Source organism: Plantibacter cousiniae (nom. nud.) (assembly GCF_977070315.1).
This window is the reverse complement of the sequence record NZ_CDRVEU010000009.1, coordinates 149346-166722: the sequence shown is the minus strand read 5'-3', so window position 1 is coordinate 166722 and position 17377 is coordinate 149346. Positions and strand designations below refer to the sequence as shown.

General features: G+C 50.0%; 13 protein-coding genes. All 13 read right to left on the bottom strand.

Annotated features, from left to right (window positions below; all coding sequences use genetic code 11):
* Positions 1-125: 125 nt before the first annotated feature.
* Entirely contained in the window at positions 126-389 is a 264-nt protein-coding gene (locus tag ACW55A_RS18035; protein WP_498811475.1) for an antitoxin Xre/MbcA/ParS toxin-binding domain-containing protein, read from the bottom strand.
* A 53-nt stretch (positions 390-442) separates the two neighbouring features.
* A complete protein-coding gene (locus tag ACW55A_RS18030; RefSeq protein ID WP_498811474.1) occupies positions 443-1636 on the bottom strand; it encodes a TniQ family protein in 1194 nt (397 codons plus the stop codon).
* A 738-nt stretch (positions 1637-2374) separates the two neighbouring features.
* Positions 2375-4036, bottom strand: a complete 1662-nt coding sequence (locus ACW55A_RS18025; RefSeq protein WP_498811473.1) for a hypothetical protein — start codon at positions 4034-4036, stop codon at positions 2375-2377.
* A gap of 504 nt (positions 4037-4540) precedes the next feature.
* Positions 4541-5380 carry an HNH endonuclease family protein gene (locus ACW55A_RS18020; protein WP_057415343.1) on the bottom strand — a complete coding sequence of 280 codons (840 nt, stop codon included), beginning with the start codon at positions 5378-5380 and terminating at the stop codon, positions 4541-4543.
* Positions 5377-7029, bottom strand: coding sequence for an AAA family ATPase (locus ACW55A_RS18015; RefSeq protein WP_159420362.1), 1653 nt, complete (start codon positions 7027-7029; stop codon positions 5377-5379). Before ACW55A_RS18015 ends, ACW55A_RS18020 begins: the two co-directional genes overlap by 4 nt.
* A 429-nt stretch (positions 7030-7458) precedes the next feature.
* Entirely contained in the window at positions 7459-8139 is a 681-nt protein-coding gene (locus ACW55A_RS18010; RefSeq protein WP_081026946.1) for a UbiA prenyltransferase family protein, read from the bottom strand.
* Positions 8132-9085, bottom strand: coding sequence for an MvdC/MvdD family ATP grasp protein (locus tag ACW55A_RS18005; RefSeq protein WP_498811472.1), 954 nt, complete (start codon positions 9083-9085; stop codon positions 8132-8134). Before ACW55A_RS18005 ends, ACW55A_RS18010 begins: the two co-directional genes overlap by 8 nt.
* A gap of 14 nt (positions 9086-9099) precedes the next feature.
* Positions 9100-9495 carry a hypothetical protein gene (locus tag ACW55A_RS18000; RefSeq protein ID WP_235814360.1) on the bottom strand — a complete coding sequence of 132 codons (396 nt, stop codon included), beginning with the start codon at positions 9493-9495 and terminating at the stop codon, positions 9100-9102.
* Positions 9496-9947: 452 nt separating this feature from the next.
* On the bottom strand, positions 9948-10136 hold the full coding sequence (locus tag ACW55A_RS17995) for an AbrB/MazE/SpoVT family DNA-binding domain-containing protein (protein WP_122222425.1): 189 nt from the start codon (positions 10134-10136) through the stop codon (positions 9948-9950).
* A gap of 255 nt (positions 10137-10391) precedes the next feature.
* Positions 10392-11822 (bottom strand): UvrD-helicase domain-containing protein, encoded by a 1431-nt coding sequence (locus ACW55A_RS17990; protein ID WP_054070942.1) that lies wholly within the window; start codon positions 11820-11822, stop codon positions 10392-10394.
* The gene (locus ACW55A_RS17985; RefSeq protein ID WP_460235157.1) at positions 11815-13521 is read right to left on the bottom strand and encodes an ATP-dependent nuclease; all 1707 of its coding nucleotides are present in this window, start codon (positions 13519-13521) and stop codon (positions 11815-11817) included. Before ACW55A_RS17985 ends, ACW55A_RS17990 begins: the two co-directional genes overlap by 8 nt.
* A 218-nt stretch (positions 13522-13739) precedes the next feature.
* Complete coding sequence (locus ACW55A_RS17980) at positions 13740-16166, bottom strand: S8 family peptidase (RefSeq protein WP_498811471.1); 2427 nt, start codon at positions 16164-16166, stop codon at positions 13740-13742.
* 25 nt (positions 16167-16191) lie between these two features.
* Positions 16192-17175, bottom strand: a complete 984-nt coding sequence (locus ACW55A_RS17975) for an AAA family ATPase (RefSeq protein ID WP_005894906.1) — start codon at positions 17173-17175, stop codon at positions 16192-16194.
* Positions 17176-17377 lie beyond the last annotated feature (202 nt).

The window sequence follows — 17377 nt, the reverse complement described above, 5'->3', positions numbered from 1 at the left end:
ACTAAAGATTCACAGGGCAAATTTTACGGCAATCTGCATCTTTCCGAAGCGCACGACGCACACAAACGTAGCTATTAATAATGTGTGCCGGTATGTCACCTCTTGCCTGGGGGCAGGTTAAGTCCTCAGTACACTCCATACTCAATGCGCACGAGATAATCGCTGACGCATCGGTAGCCTTCGGCGTCTGTGAGCACTCGGCATGGGGAGGTCCAGCCCAAACCAAATGCAGGCTTAGTCAGCCAGACTGAGGCTTTTTGGTACGTACCCAATACCCGTATGGCTTGGCCCAACACCTGATCGACACGAGCCAAGAAGCATCGATAGCGGACGCTCCAGCACCCGATAGAGGACGAAACACAGAGGCCTTGAACCGCGATCGATACCATATTGCCTCCGCACCCATGAGTGAACGAGGTTCTACATACCATACTGCAACAGCCTAAGCCTTCGTAGCTGGAGAGACGACCGGTAGGCATTCAACACTGGTAGACCATTTGGTCATAGCCACCAATTCGCTCTCCGTCAACTGGGGTACCACAGGAGTGCGCTGGCGGGACCAGAATCCAGTCGGTTGGAAGCCTACGAGATGGGCATCCGCAGGATTGCAACAGCGATAGTGCCGTGGGCTCCTGCTCGCACGAACATCATCGTCCCTGGACGGGTCAGATTTCCAATCCGCGAAATGTGGCCACGACCATTCAGCGACACCTAGCCGGTAATCTTCTTTTATAAAATTTTCTGAACCTGAATTTGATAAGCGGTATGTATCCCAAAAAAAATCAATACTTGGAGAATTAGGCTCTAGGGTATCGCAGTCATGCACAAACTCGTCAAATGAATCGTACAATAGCACCGCAAACTCAATCACCCGATGACGTGATGTTTTGCGCCGCATAGAGAAATAGGCACCATCTTTATTAATGAACTGTTGATAACGTCTGAATTCTCCGACCAAGTCACTTCCCGACAGTTGACTATCACGCTCTGCATTTTTTTTGGTTAGCCTAGCGTCAAGCACAGCCATTGCCCTTACATCATAGATATGCCGCCTGGCCGAGCAAAGCCCATCGAAGAAATTGGCAATGCGCAGTGCCATAGGATCGGTGTTCGGCACAGGCTCTGCCTCACCTAGATGACGGCCTTCACAGCCGCGCCACATGACGTCCACCTCATGGCCACGTCTATCAAGCGGCCTGTCGCAGAACTGGCATTTTTCGAGTAAAACGACGTTATGCTTTGAACAAACTTTAACGCAACGGTGATAACGCCGCCAGTAGGAAAAACCCAGCTCTAGCTCGTCTTCCTTAACACAAACCGGGCAATAAACTCGGCTGTCTATCAAGCTGTTTGCGCATATTGAAGTGCTCAAATAATCGCCCCCCGAATATGAAAAATCAAACTTTGACCTAATTACGCTATACCAAGGGTAGCCGGTATGGTTATGAATTATTTTGTTGAAACCGTAGCATCCATGCCAGCCGAGTTTCTTAGCGACCGACGTGACCTCAGGCGAATTAAAGTTGCGGTAATACAAGTCCTTTAAAGATTTACTATTTGGACTTCGATTAAAAATGAAAAGATTTCGCTCTACATACGAACGTAACGATTCATTCTTGAGAATTCGTAAAAACATCAGGCGGCTCGATATCGGTGGCACGAAGGAGGAAAGACATGGAATGCAATGGCGTCGCGGGAGCTGTGGAATATTGGCTTCACCGGTCCTGCGACGGCTCTAATTATTTTGCGACAGCTTTAATTCTCTAAAACCACGCCCCCTGATCCTACGGAATAAAGTCTGTCGGATTGAGCTCAGCAATTCCAAGGACTAGTCAGTGGGCTAATTAGAAATAAAGTCTGTCGCAGCGCCATTTTTTAAAGGTTTTGAAGCCCGACCTACTAAATAAAGTCTGTCGAGACATGTAAGCTGTTGATTAAAAATAGTTTTTTAAACAAAAAACGAACAAATGCGTCGAGCGCGAGCACAATGACGCTATGACGCTATGACGGCCGAGAATGCCTCACGCCATCGGGTGCCTGATGGAGAATCTAACCAATAAGCCATCCGACTACTTTTTTGGCCGATGTGAGCCTGTCATGACTGTCGGCGCTGATTGAAAACTGACCCACGTGCCGACGCCAGACTAACCCACTTCCAGATCGGCATAAACCTTCAGCGATCGCGTCATGAATGGGATCATAAGTGCCGTAGTTGAAGTGAGCGATACTGAGGAAATGCCTCAGCCCGCTTTTTCGCTTTACCAAGCATTCGATCAAGGTGAATGGTTCCGCAGTGACGACTCACTAGTCGCGAAAAGTTATGCCGCGATGGCCTTATAGACCTATACATAACTATTGAGCACCAGAGTCCAACTCATAGCTTTTTAATGTTCGTGCGATCTTTGGCTCGGCTCTTCCACTCCACCTCCATATTGCAGACTATAAGAGTAATTGTTCTAATCTTATCTGATAGCATTTCGCCTGTCCGAGGCTCTACATAAGTAAATCGCACTTGGTTTTCAGTGGTCTCATGTATCTCATAAGTCAGCCCATTGTTGGCGGCATATTCACGTATAGCGAAAAATATCTTCTCATCCATGCTTATTAGGTTTTTGTCATGGCAAAAAATAATAGCGTATAGCTGCAAATACCTCCCCATGTCCACATGCAGGTGTTCGCTGTACCTATCGAAAAGCTGATTAATAGCTGACGAAACTTCTTTGATTATGTTGGATCTCTGCTTGAGAAGCTTTGACTCAATAATAGAAATCGTCTTATTTTCACGCTCGATGGTGATATCGGAGCGACCATTCCCCACTCGAGACTCGCACCTCACTACTATGCGAGAATGAGGATTTCTATATATGCATTGCAAGTTGCTTGCCAGTATGGCTGATAGATTTTCTTCCCCCAGAACAGTATCGAGGGTCTTAGCCTGATTTCCTGACAATGCATACAGTGCATTGTTTTTTCTTATTTCGCTTACACAAAATGATATGTTTCCATCGAGATCTAAACGCTGTGTAACGCCGTAGAACATTAATCGTAAGCCTCTGTCGGCCGCGACCATGGCCTGATAAGCGGAAGTTAGATAACTTTCATTGTCCTTCCGGAATAATAAGTTATTTACAGTATTTGCCAGCTTTATCCTAACTCGCTTTACATCCTCCAGGCGAAGAGGATCCCATTTGAGTCTGCTGGCATCAAGGATATCGAACCTGATTGACTCAATGGCATACAAACAACCATTCAGCTCTTGAATCACCTGTGACATGACATCCGATTGCTTGAGCAACTCAAGACCATTTATTGCATGTTGGACTTTCATTACACACCAGTCCAATGTGTCATGGGAATTAAGATATTCAAAGGACCCAGAAGTAAGCTTATAACTAAAATCCAATATATTTGCTTTTCTCAAAACATTTTTTGAGATCTTAGAAAAGTCATTGTGATTTATTATCAAGGTAATAGGATAAGGTGAGCTTATTTCATCGCAACGGTCATTTATAATGCATATCGTCCGGTTAATATTGGTAACATGAATGATTACCTCATCAGAATTTGAAGAGTGTCTGCACACGAGATTGTGGGCATGGGCAATAGTGCTTATTATTTTTTCTTCAATTGCTTTTGAATCCCAAGCACTATTCAGCAGGTAGTTCTCTGCCTCATTTATAATTTGATTGTAAACATGTCGATCGGTAAATTTGATGTTTCTGACGGCCTCCCTAATATTTGTAAGGTGGCGGCTAATTTCATGTAAATAATTTTCTTCCTGCAGTGTCAGATGAGCGATCCCGGAGCCTGAGAGTTGAAAGTTTTTACTCGAGAAGAAATGTATAATAGCATTTTTTGATCGGCGATCTCCCGTGTGCATCCAATCGGAAACCAAGAGACTCAGCGCGTTAAGGTATACTAGGATGCTTTCTGAACTGTAGCTGGATAAAAAATGTTTTCGGTCAATTTCCATTTCAACTTCGGTACTGCGCTGAGGGATTGAACGCAGCAAAACATCAAGTTCTTGTGTAAACATATTATCTCTGCAGCTCCTAATAAAGTGAGAAGAAGGCTGGCTTCGCAAGAATCTAACTCTCCTGCTAAAAGTTTAAGTCTACAGGTAATGGATCTGCTAGGTCCTGCAGGCCTGCCCAATCGAGGTATTCAGCTATCAGGAACTGATCCTGCCAAGCCATCAAAGTGATACAAACATGCCTTGGCAAAAAAAGGTACTGCATCAATTGCGAGGTCAATCCAACATCTGGATCTCGGCGCGACGAGCAGTGAGCTCCCTGTCAACGGTAATCCAAGCGCGACAAAGTTTTTTTGCTGCGTCTAAGCGCTTGCATGATCAGGTCAGTCAATCGAACTCGTAAGAGGTGTGAATAGTTGCTAGATACAGAGATTTCAACACTAACTTGGCCAAATTTACCCGTAACGAAGGTTTGGATATGATCGATAGTGATTGCTATCTTATCAACCAGCTTTGTATCTTTTTGTTCTCTAGACCATGTGAAAACGAGAAAATAACGTTTAACCGTCACATCATTTCATCCAGCCCAAGCATTTCCAGATAATTTACCATATAGTTCCTAACAAGCATATGCGTGTAAGCCAGATATGGTTCACCTGGCTTGAGCAGTCGAAGAAGATCCTCTAAGTCAGCACCAGGATCACACCCTTCCTCCATTGCCTTAACAGTATGCCGGATTGCGGAAAGAACTATATATCTATGCCTTGCGCGCATTTGTACAAGCTCGCTTCTGTGCAGGCCTATCAATTCAATGGTACCTGCCCCTCGCAAGCTTCTGACACCGCCCAGCTCAAGGGCGTGAACAGCGCCATCCTCAGAAAAATATATATGTTCAGAAGGCTCATCCACACATGGATTCAATAGAATTGGCTGCTCGCGCAAAATTTCATCGGGACATGTTGCCCTTTGCTTCTCAACCATTATAGGAAAATACGTACCCTTCCCGCTTACCGCAGTTCCACCGTCTTGATGTTCATGCGTGATAGTTGAGTTACAGTCTGAGCATGAAATCAGAAAATTATCCCAGTCACCACCAAGCCAGTAATAGCCAATTCGACTCTCATATGTCCCGTCCGCTTTTGCTATCCGCAGACTCGCTTTGGGGCGATAATGCTCAATAGCGGAGCGTTGCGTACCCTTGAGAAGAGATTCGCAATAGCAACATTTTCTTCCAAAAATTTTTATGAGTTCGACTTTCACTGCGGCATCTGAATACGCCGTGAATTTTAACTTATTTTTTCTAGTAATTCCTTGCTCTACACGAGCTTCGTTTTCAGCAATCTCCAAGGCCGCAGCCGCTCCCAGAGTAGCTGGTTCAACACCCCTAGAGCGATCGATCTTTATCATGACTCTGCATCTTGCACAGGTTTGATTTCCTTCAAAAGCCATCTAAGTTTCTGAACTGTCGCCTGGGATAGGTTCTTAGCACTTACGCGACTGGAAACAGGAATCTCTGGGATTGAATCTACATCGAGAAGCTGCAGCGCCAAACGTTCACGACGTGTGGTGCCCAGGTAACGTTCATCAGTCAAAGACTTAACAAGCCCCTGGTACTCTCGATCCTCTTCGTCAGTACGATTAGGTTGGATAGCTAATGCCTCATACCTGCGTATGCTCCTCTCCATCTCAGGATCAACAGTGCTCTTCAGCCCGAAGTGTTCTGAAGTAAGGAGCTGTTCTACCCTCAACTGCTCAACAGGGGGCAAGTCCTCTAGCGCATAGATCTGGCCCATTTTATCTCTTTTAAGAACTGTGACTTCACCCTCAGTCAAGCCTCGAAGGCATAACGGATCGTGTGTACTGTAGATAAACTGAATGCGAGGAAATGCGTCACGCAAAGCACCCAAACAATGAAGTCGCCATGCAGGGTGGAAGTGGTTCCCCAACTCATCGATTAAAACTATCCCCTCAGCAGATTCCATGGACTCATAAACAATCGACATCACCTCAATAATGTCGACTGCCATGCCAATCATGCACTGGTACCCATCACTCAAATGTTTAATTAAGCGTTTAGATCCGTCACTTGAGCAGGCCCATACCTTTCCATCGTTTTTAGCAACAGAGAATTTGTGCCCATCCGGAAGAAGCTTCGCAAGCGCCTGATTGACCTCTATCCAACGATCCTCAGTTTCAGCAAGCAACCATTTTGACGGATCCGTCAATGGAAGGAATGGATTGAATAGATTATCAACTTTCGCATAAGTCTCTCCAGGCCGAGATTTATGCCGCCCCTGGGGGAGTAGTCTAGTAGCGCCATAGCCAATGACTAGGGCCTCTGAGTTTTCCGGTAAAAATTCAAGCGGCTTTCTGTGACGGAATTTCATCACAATTTCCTGCTCTCTTCCTGCGATAGTGATACGCACTTCTCCTTCCAATGCGCCGGCAGCTAAGCATCCATCGCTCGAAGCGCGTAATCTCTTGGCGTAAGCTTTACCTCCCAATGCTAGCGCTATTGCTCTTAAAACCGAGCTTTTCCCGACGCCGTTCTCTCCCAACAACGCGAAACAGGGAGCGTTAAGAGACTGTGAGCTTGCCAAATTAAGGTCCAGTCGATGGATAGCTCCAAAATTCGTAATCTGCACACGCTCTAAATAACGAGATGTAGCCTTATAGGTTTCCATACCTTCCCCAAGGTTGGTCGCAATTGGCGTATCTGGCAGCCCTGCGGACGCTGGCACTAGGGGCTTATCTGAAACCAAATTACTTACAATCTTTGCTAGCGAAGTAAGGTATGCAGGTTCTTTATTTGGAGAGAACGAACTAATTGACGACGAAAGAAAGGTATGGCTGTATTTCCGTAAGACTAAAGATTTTCTTCTCTCAAGAACCAGGTCTTCACGATCAAGAGCTAGCAACCTAATCGTAGAAGTCCCTTGCTCAGTAAGACCAACAATAAACGATCCACCCACAATTCGAATGTGATTTTCAGTTAAGTCATTACAGGGATCAAGCAACAACGGAATTTCAACCTTAACAACTTTATTGTAACTCATTCCAAAGGATGCTCGAGTTCCTAAAACGGGAAATCGATTTGCCTTATATCGGTGGCACCTAGCACAACTCAGATACAAATTACGCCAATCCATTGCTAGATGTGCATACACGCTAGATGATCTTAGTTTTTGCTCTCCCATTACCGTAACTGGCCTAAACTGATCTATCAAGGAGTCCCTATGGGTAACAGGTCGCATGCAATACCAGCATTTAGAACCAGACGCCTTCGCCATCAGCTCCCATAAGTGGAGGTAATTTTTTCTACCCAGAGAAGACTCAAGCCCGGCCTTTATCGCGCCCATCATCAGAGCACTAAAGATTTTTATCTTCTTGTCAGCGAGATATGGGAGAAGATATTCGGGGCACGCAGGACGGGTTATGCTTAGCATTAGAGCATCTCAATCATTAACAAAACCATCATCATTAGTTCACGAATAGCACATGATCAGTGCGGCCGGTGCTGGAGCACCTCTGAGCTTTGTGATTTCCTCGACAACCCAGGCGCCAACAGGCCAGGCTACTTGGAGCACCAGGAGGATCGTGAATGTCAGGAAAGCACGAAGCAGGTACTCATGGGTCATCTTGATACCGGTCACTTTCTGGTTGACCATTGAGTAGTTATGTAGAACCGCGTGGGCAAGCTGTTTGGCTAAGCCCGCTTTAGGCGAGCTTTCTTTCCAGGTATTGGCTAGCTCACCTGGGCCGAGCTGAGTGAATCCGGCGACTTTCAGCGTTCTAAATGCCCAAGCTCCGGCGCGCAGCAAGAAGGCTACTGCCAATCCGAATAGGATGAGTCCAATGCAGCCTAGCCATTTGTTCGACTTGTCGCTCCAAAGGGTTGGCAGTAGGGAAGCCAAGACGGGGATCAGCGCCGTGATAGCGGCCAGGTAAATACCTGCTTTCGCGTCTGCTCCTCTGCGGCGGTCAACTTCCGCATCGAAAATACGCCGCGACTCGTCCAGCACCACGTCGCTGTCTGTCGACCAATCCCCCTCTCGAACAGACTCAACAATCCCCTGCCTCCATTCCGCTTCCTCAGCCTGTTCAGTAGGTGACAATGGTATTAGGGTCGGCCACACCCATTCGAGCCAGTCTTGTAGCTTAAACAATGACGTTCCCCGTCAGCTCGTCCACGATCGCCGCAGCAATAGGATAACCTGTTAGATTTTCGATCCAGGCCCACTGCCCGTTAGGGTTGATTTCCAAGAACCACAATTTGCCGGATCTATCGCACACCAGATCGATAGCGCCGTAACGGAGACCGAGGCGCTGCACGAGTTTCACGCACCGACGCTGAACGCGACGCTCGAGAACAATTTTCTCGTGTCGAAGATCAGGACGACTACCCTTACGCCAGTCGGTTTCCGTTTCCTCGTTATCTTGCGACCAGATTGCCGTAGCAAACACACGCTCGCCCACGACTGTCACTCGGACGTCGTATTGTTTCAATATCTCAGATTGCACAATGAATGGGGTCAGCCTGATCGCTTCCGCCTGATCATCCTCAATCTCAGCGAGTCGAGAGGTGAAAATCACTCGTTCCGTCTCGCCCGCTAACACCGCTTGTCGAAGGGGCTTACCAATCGCCGTGCCGAGCGCATTGATAGCTTGAGCACGTGCAATGTCATTCGTAACAAATGCCTGAGGCACTTCAAAGCCGATCTCCTGCGCGAGGAGGAGCTGCATCGGCTTGTCTTCAGCCAAGAAGATCTTTGTAGGTGAGTTTAGCCACCGCCCCTCCAAGCGGGAGTAGAGGCTTTTGAGAAAGCTGCTCCACTCCGCCTCGATGTACACCCTCTCGCCAGGATCCGTTACAGCGTCCGGTACAACAGGAGCTCCCGGTCTACGGAAATAGGCTGCAGTTATTTGCGAACCACGAACAACCACCCCGTCCATTGAGATAGACCAAGCGTCCCTGGGAAATCCTGCCATCGAGCACAACGCTTCGGGCAATTGCTCGGTATTTAGGCGGACAAAAGGCTCGCCGCGCCGGCGGAGCTCAGCAACTACGTAATCCATTGTGATATCGCGACGGTTTGTCACCAACAACAGCATGAGATGCTTCCAGATCAATCTGAGTAATAACGGGTGTCCAAGCCGAAGGTAGGATCACCATTGTCATCACGCTCCAGCTCGACGCTGGTCTTTGTGATCAGCTCAAGTATATGGTTGGCATTGCATCGATCATCGCGCTCAGTGATCGCATCGGTTTTGGTCACGAGCTGCAGCAGGTGGCTGCTGGAGTCGAATTGATGAAGGTGGCCGGAGTCATTCGATTGGCCTCGATAAGGATTGGGATCGTCATCATCGCTTTCGACCCTCTGATAGGTCTTAGTTAACAGCTCTATTTGCCAGGATGCCTCGTCATCTTGCTCTGCGTTGACCTTGGTCTTGGTCATCAGCTCATTCAGCGCACCATCAGCGATGACTGGAACTACTCCATCAACAGCCTCAACGACCCACATCTGGAGCTCCGGGGAATAGAAGCCCGGGATACTGTCCTCTCCTGTTCTAGGCGTCGCAAATCTAGATAGAAAGGGCGACGTTGTTTGCAGAGCTCCCAAGCTGGCGTCTCCTGTGCCGGCAAGTCGCGAAAGGCGACAATGCCTGGACAATACCATTTCGCCAGCATTACGGTAAACGACTGCTGATTGCGTGGAATACCCAAACGCAAAGCTCAATCAGCTGGTGTCGTTATGCCTGCAAACCTAGCCCTCATGGAGAAGGCAAGGTAATTTTCTGAACAATCCCCTAGGCTAACGGATTGGTCGTTAAAGGGTTTCATTTGGTGGCAAACCCAAACGACTTAGCTAAAAGGCCCCGCCTGACGTCACCGGCGTTAATCGGTATAACACCGCCGCTCAGATTTGCCGTTCGCATTTGTCCACTTGAAGATCAAAAGCGAGCCGGTGCCATTTTAGGCTGTAGCTGAGTCACGCGGCTTCGGCGTCAGAACTATCGCGCCGTCGATCACATCAATGGTCAGTACGTCGCCGATGCTCAATTCTAAACTGGCGAGTAGGTCCGGCGGTATTTCAATGATGACGTCGCCACTTCCATCCGCAGGATCCTGGCATTTCACTGTCCAGCGCTGGGCTTCGGTCATGACGTTACTCGCACCTTGGTCTGGCTTGCATGACTCATTATGCTCCCGTAGCAAGGCATTGATCTAATCCCGCAGCGATCTTGCATTGGTAAAAATCTGAGTCGCTGAGAGCAAGATTCCACTTGGGGTGGAACGTGTACCGGATGGCTTTGAGAATTGTGGATTTTGATGAGTCGCCCTTGCCTATAAGGCAAGAAATGTCGGCTGGCCCCTTTGATTCCCCACAACAACTACCGGATTGCCCTTAGCCATACCTTATGCCGGGAAGTGACGACCTGTCCCGATGATGGTGAGAGATTTCGCTCCCCGGGTCATTGCAACGTACAAATCCTTCGCATCAAGCGAGTCGGCATCGAGGATAACGGCGTGGTCGTACTCAAGGCCTTTGACCAACAATGTAGTTCCAATGAGCTTGCGATGGCTGATCGGCCTCCCCGAATGCCTCATATCACGCTGGTAGAGGTTACCGGCCTCCACGAGCGTCGAGGCTTGCCCATCGACATGAATCTTAAGCACGTTGAAGAAGCGATAGAGCAAATCACGGCGGTAGACTGAGGTCTCAGAATTGTTCTTCAAGGCTTGGAAGAATGCCTTGAGATAGCTGCAGGATGGGTCAGCCAAATAGTCATTCGCGGCTTGGAGCACCAGTGGATACTTCGTGGTCCTGCGAAGGTTGGTAACCTCGCCCCGCTTGGTGCCTGCCGTTAGCGTTCGGGTTACACCGGTGAAGCACTTGGTTGCGAATTTCAAAGCAAGGAGAAAGCCAGCCTGAGCGGTCTTTGCAGCCGCAAGCTTTTTGATGAACGAATGCAGATCCTTCCCTTCGATTTCCTCGATTGAGGAAAAGCGGCCCGCCAAGCGGTTGGCCAAACGGTGAGTTTTGTTCTTGGACTGTTGATCGCCGCCATGGAGTGCAATGACGCTCTCATCATGATTTAACAGGCCACAAAGCGCCGTGTACTGTTTAGCGGCGAGATAGTCAGGCTGGGTGTAGGCACGAATTACGCTCGGTGGAAGAGGCGCTGACAGATCAATCTTCTGGCCTAGCTCGATCTTTCGCCTTGCCTCTTTTAGCCACTCGCCAAGGGCTGGACTCTTCGCGTTGATCCACCGCCAAGGGACCTCAAGCTGTCCCAAGCAAACAAATTCGGGGTAGATGCTGGCTTCCCAATCAACGGGCTTGCCGTCGTCAAAATCGAATATGGCTTGCAGGGGATCACCCAAAATCCGGCTTGGGAGTAACTCCGCCAGGTTACAGACCAGATCGTGTTGCAGGTCCGAGCAGTCTTGATACTCGTCGACGTAGAGACCTATGTAGCTTGACGACACAGCCTCACGGATGAACCTTTTGCCCAGCAAACGGGTGCAGCACTCGTACAACTTACTCCACTGTTTGCTGGTCGGGTTTTCAATTTTCCACCCAGACGCCTTCGGGTACGCTAGACAGAGTCGAAGTGCCCAGCTAGCGATCGTATCGACCTGGAACTGGGAAGCACGAACGCCCAAGTCCGCCATTTTGGTTTTTATGGAATTCACGCCGGCAAAAGTGTGCGTCAGGATAAGCTGCCGGCCACCGGAAGCTCGCACCGCCATTGCGATGAGATGAGTCTTTCCAAACCCCGCTGGCGCGATTACATAGCCCTTGGTGGTACAGTCGTTGAGCTTGATTGCGAGGTCTTCAGACACGCTTGGCCCACTCCCAAAGCCTTCCCAACTCTACAGCGAGATTCGTTTTACCGAACACGGGATCGTTGAAAGCGGCACTCACTGCCTTGAACCACAGGTCGCCTCTAGTGGTGTCCTTGAACCACCCCGCGCTCTTTGCTGCAGCACCGATTGCAGTACGCAGCTTGGGACTATCCCGCCACTCGCTGATGTCAGGGTCCAACACGTCCTGATACTGCGATCGCACTTGATCGTATACTGAGTAGAAGAGCTCGCCTTGGGCAAGCGTCAAACTGGCAAGGACGGAAGCCCAGGGAAGATCTGCAAAAGCCCGTTCCTCAAGCGAAAGTTTATCGCTCCAGACGTAGGTGGGAATTCCTAACGCCACAAGCCCAGCAGCATCAGCGGCTGAGAACTGCTTCTCGGCATCACCATCAGCTAGCGCCGACACGTCATAGCCAAGCTTTTTGAAGGCAATGGCCATGCCCTTCACTTTGCTGGCTCCCTTGGCGTCCAGCAACGCCACACCGTGATACGACAATGGATCTTGCCCATTCTCGAGCTGGTAATCGTCAAAACCCCTTATGAAACCTACCTCGGTAGCGCCTTCACACACGACGACCTTTTTGGCCAAGAATGCTTCAGCGCTGGAGCGAATCTTCCCCTGAACCTCATGCTCTTCGAGGCCCTTCTCGGCAGCAGAGAAGATCGTCACGACCCCGCCCTTGCTGTGGACGATATGAAGGTCCTGCACCGTGAGTTCGCGAAGCACCATCGGCGAATGAGTGGTTAGGAAATACTGCCCACGCTTGTCCTCCCTGATGTGCTTGATGAGACGCGTAATGCGATGGGGCTCGAGGCCGAACTCCAACTCATCGAACAACGTGATATGGCCTTCCTCCAGACCCGCTTTCTGGATTCCACACTGAAGCATTCGGCGAGATCCCAGACCTAACTGGCGTAACGGGATTTCGCCGTCATGCAGGGAAAGACCGCCAACTTTCAGGTTGATGGACGACAAGTCGAGATGGGCCTTATAGGCATCAAGCACAGGGACACCCAAGAGCTTCGCAATCTCTTGTGATTTGGTTGCTGCATTGTCGAAGTTTGTCAGGGTAACAGCCCGGTCGATATCGAGCGAACTCCTCGCGGTCCTCGATGCATTGGCCAATAGCTCGCTCAAGCTCTGCGCCGCGGTCAGCTTGGCAAGAGCAGTTCCGTTTGCCCAGGAAAGCTCTCTTTCACTAAATACTCCGATGAGGCCCACGCCGACTTTATTTCTGTCTGCCTGCTTGAACTGCACTCCGTCAGGGTTGCGATCGCACACGACTGTCCAATTCGGCTCCAGGTTCTTTTCGACGGTAAGCCGGGCGGTCAATACGCTTTCAAAATGATCATCTGGCTCGTCATGAAGCTTCTGAGCTGCAGCATCCCAACCCCTTAGGTGAAGTCCGTACTTATTGAGTGCACAGAAGTCAGCCGCCAAATGCCCGATTGTGATCTCAATGACAATGGGATCAGCGATCTTGCATTGGTAAAAATCTGAGTCGCTGAGAGCAAGATTCCACTGGGGATGGAACGTGTACCGGATGGCTTCTAGGATGGTGGATTTTGAGGAGTCGCCCTTGCCTATAAGGCAAAAAATGTCGGCTGTTGGCACGTTCCAATCAAGCGCTTTCACTCCTCGAAAGTTCTTGATCACTATCTTTCTGATTTTCACCGACCGGTATCCTCTGGACGTCATCTATGAGTGAAGCGAAATCCATTTGTAGCGCCTCGCCTGGCTCTCAAGGAAAGCTGGAGGAGTGGCCAATCGCCTTACCCATCATAGATGACATCCAGCGAGCCGGGGAACCCGCCGTACGAATGCGTCGAAGATCGCATTACCCCGAAGGCTGATACCTACTGGAGAGGAATCACAGCGAATGTCGATCACTCTCAATTCTGCAATCGAACAGCAATCATCTTGGCCTTTTGCTGCTCCCTGACCACAGCCTGCTCATTTATCCGGGTCTGGATTTGGGTGTAGAGCTGAGCCCGCTCGTTGTCGCGGTCGGCCACCGTAACCACCAGAGAATACTGTTCCTTTTCTGCGGCAGAGGGATTCCAGTCACGATCCTGCCTGACCACGACCACAAACCACTTCTCTCCGGGTTTCCCTTGTTTGAACGTCCAGCGAGAAGACTGAACCGTGCCGTGGTTTCTCATTTGGGCGGGAATGTCGCGATTGTTGTCCCTAGCCTCTTTGAGTACCTCCGTCGTCTTTTTCATCTCCTGGCTAAAGTGTTTCTGTACCTCCTCCAGCGAGGTGCCCGTGACCAAGCGGTAATAGATCTGGGTAGCCAGATATTCAATCCGGGTAGTCCGGACTACTGGCGAGTAAGCCAGTGTTATTGAGAGCTCTCGCGTCCCTCGAGCGGAGCGCAAATAGTCCTCTGGCAATGGCAGTTCAAAGAATTGGCATCCGTCGTTCTCGATGGTTTCCTCCGACATCAATACCACGACGTTATCGGAAGACCTGAAAAGATCAGATTCACTCACGACTCCGTAGCCAGCAACATCCCTTTCAACGTCTCGGTTCCAAGTGGCCTTCGACGTCTTGTAACTCTTCCTGAACTCCTTGGAAAATGTCGAGGTGACCGCATTCGGCAGATAAGCATGATTGACCAGCATTGCACGAAGCATGTTCGCAGATGCCGTCGGGTACGCATTCAGCAAACGCCCGGCTAGGTGAGTGATGTACGGTGCCGCCAAGCTCGTCCCGCTGATTTCCTTGAAGACGGTATTCCCTCTCCACTGATGATTAAGCGTTAACACACCCAATCCGCGCATGTGTGGCGCCCATTGCGCGTTTGCTTGCCTCATAGGGCTGGCGAGATTGCCGCCAGCCGCAACGAGCTCGGGCTTGATCGCCCCTTTTACCGACGGGCCGTGCCGAGTGAAGGGAGATGGTTGGTTTTCCGATGCAGGTGAAAGGTGGTAAATCTCCGGATACTTCTGGCTATCAATCGTAGAGTTGTGTCGGGAGATGCTCCCCACCGTCAACACCATCATTGCAGGTGCAGGGTCGATGATGGCGCTCTGGGCAGCGATTAGGTACTCCGGGTACTCGTCGCGCCAACTGTTGATTGGGACTAGCGGGCTTTCTGAGCCACAGAAATTGCCCGTGGAGACTACGAACAAGATGTTGTACCGCCGGGAAAGTACATCCAGGATATAGGCTAGCCCTCTGACATGCGCACCATCGTAGGGAGCATTATTGTTGCCCAGCGATAGGTTGAAGATCCGGCAGCCGAGTTCGACGAAATGCTCTACAGCCTTCGTCAGCGATACCTCGAGTGTGAGTTCGTCGTAGACCGCATTACCTGTATGCGGACATTTCTTCATCACTTTTCCATTGAAGAGCCAGAACTCCGGCTTCCAGAAATTCGAATTGTTACAACCCTCGACGTCGCCATACAGGGCAACCCCGGCCACAGCGGTGCCGTGCCCCGCTTCATCTGCATCCCCCTCCTCATCGACAAACGAGGCGCTCTCAGCCATTGCAGGCTTCAGGAGGGGATGATTCCCGTTAATGCCGCTGTCTAGAATGCAAACGCGGGCTGCGTCATTAGGGGGTGGCGGGATGTTGAGAGGCAACTCATTGATGTCTCGGTTCAGCTGTTGAATGCTAATGCCAGTGGCTGGGATGAGATCCACCAGACGAACGTCGCGCTGGTTGAGCAGCAACTGTGCTTGCTCGGGAGTGACCTCGACCCGGTACATGAGCAGGCTGTCCAGATTGATTCTGTCGAGCCTCTTGATGTGCTCGGCGGCTAGCCAGGTCTCAAAAGAGGTCGAGAGCTGAACACGGCTTGGGTGATGCGCAACCTGAACAGGCCAAAGTTCGACATCGAGCTTGAAAGTGGGGCTGTCTGGCAACCCGATATTCTTAAGAGCCCAACTCTTCCGATCTTCTGCGGACCAGGCATCTACACCCGCAATAGCCTCGAGAATCTGGCGATGGGTCAAATTAGCGTCCATGACACCCAGCTTTTGCAGATGGGCAGTAAATTTGGCCAAACCCTCTTCGCTCGCGAACACTACGCAAAGTTGCTTGCCTTCTTGGCTGATAAACTCCAACCCATGCGTATTGAGGTTGGCGAAGGTCAATGCGCCCTCATACTCCAGCTTCAGAACGTAAGGAGATTTTTCTGAAGAGCCGATTTGCTTCTTGGCCAGGCCTTGCGCTGTGGCGAAGTAACCGTTGAGCTTTTGGCCGTGACCAAGCCGATCTTCACGGGTGACGAAGTGAGGGGGGCTTTTGGTTCGACGCGAGTTATCCAGAACTTCACGTGTAATGCTCAGGTGCTTGTAGGTTGCCACGGATTCTTCCTTGAAAATTTATGTTTTAGGACTTTCTGAGGTCCTCCCGCAAAAGAGCGCTTTTAAGCTCCTTGATGGTCAGAAACTCTTGCTCTCGCAGGATCATCCGCTTGGCGGCGCGGCGAATAACGCGCTCAATATCTGCGCCGCTCTTACCTTTAAACTCCTTCAATATCTCTTTGTCGTCAATCTCGAATTGACGACGTATTCCTCGTAGCTTCAGCGACAAAATTTCCTTCAGCTGCTTTTCATCCGGCAGTGGGAACTCAATCGACTCATCGAATCGTCGCCAAATGGCGGAATCTAAAATTCTCTCATGGTTGGTAGCCGCCAGGATCAAACTGCGACCTTCGTATGAGTCCATCATTTGCAGGACGGCGTTCACAACTCGTCTAAGCTCGCCATGATCGCTACCATCACCACGTTCTTTACCGATGGCATCGAACTCATCAAAGAGAACCACAAACGGATGCTGGGCAATAAAATCGAAGACCTTGCGAAGGTTGGCTGCCGTTTCGCCCAAGAACGAGGACATTAATGCATCCAAGCGGACGATAGCTAAAGGCCGATCAAGCTCGAAGGCCACGACCTCTGCAGCCAGCGTCTTTCCGCAGCCGGGTGGGCCGAAGAAAATCACCTTGCCAGCGGGTTTCATCCCGTAGCTGCGCAGCACATCAGCCCGCCGGTTCTCCTCAAGGATCTCCTCCAATGCAGCTGAACTGCTAGGAGGAAGTATCACTTCATCAAGGGACCGTTTTGGAGTTCTTATATCAAGCAGCGGTAGACCGCGCTCCTTGTCTACGGGAACGTCGTAGTGAACTCGGGCCGTATTGGAAACCTTGAGATTCAAATCGCTGCCGTAGAGGATCTGCTCGAGATCGTTGGCCAGAAGATGATGCTGCTTCTGCCGCTCCTCCTCAATGACCGCTTTAGAGGCAAGACGAAACGCATCGGCATCGCCAGCAGTACCTGCCCGGAACAACTGACGTAGAATTTTTCCATTAGCCATAATCACCACCTTCTAAGTTATTGATTTCTAGAACTATGTAGGTCTTCGACAACCTTGTCGCACTACATAATTTCCAATAACTTTTCTCGCATTTTAGTTTTCATGATCAGGCACTCCATTCCCAACTCAACATCTGTGCACACACGTGCTAATCCTTTGGAGCCGGGCAGCTGGCATTGCGGCGTAGCCTAGTTCATGTTGG

Bases quoted from the DNA above. Each gene is read 5' to 3' on its own strand.
- ACW55A_RS18000 (WP_235814360.1), bottom strand. From the start codon at position 9,495: ATGTGGGTCGTTGAGGCTGTTGATGGAGTAGTTCCAGTCATCGCTGAT.
- ACW55A_RS18015 (WP_159420362.1), bottom strand. From the start codon at position 7,029: ATGAGTTACAATAAAGTTGTTAAGGTTGAAATTCCGTTGTTGCTTGAT.
- ACW55A_RS17995 (WP_122222425.1), bottom strand. From the start codon at position 10,136: ATGACCGAAGCCCAGCGCTGGACAGTGAAATGCCAGGATCCTGCGGAT.
- ACW55A_RS18025 (WP_498811473.1), bottom strand. From the start codon at position 4,036: ATGTTTACACAAGAACTTGATGTTTTGCTGCGTTCAATCCCTCAGCGC.
- ACW55A_RS18030 (WP_498811474.1), bottom strand. From the start codon at position 1,636: ATGTTTTTACGAATTCTCAAGAATGAATCGTTACGTTCGTATGTAGAG.
- ACW55A_RS18005 (WP_498811472.1), bottom strand. From the start codon at position 9,085: ATGCTGTTGTTGGTGACAAACCGTCGCGATATCACAATGGATTACGTA.
- ACW55A_RS17975 (WP_005894906.1), bottom strand. From the start codon at position 17,175: ATGGCTAATGGAAAAATTCTACGTCAGTTGTTCCGGGCAGGTACTGCT.
- ACW55A_RS18020 (WP_057415343.1), bottom strand. From the start codon at position 5,380: ATGATAAAGATCGATCGCTCTAGGGGTGTTGAACCAGCTACTCTGGGA.
- ACW55A_RS18035 (WP_498811475.1), bottom strand. From the start codon at position 389: ATGGTATCGATCGCGGTTCAAGGCCTCTGTGTTTCGTCCTCTATCGGG.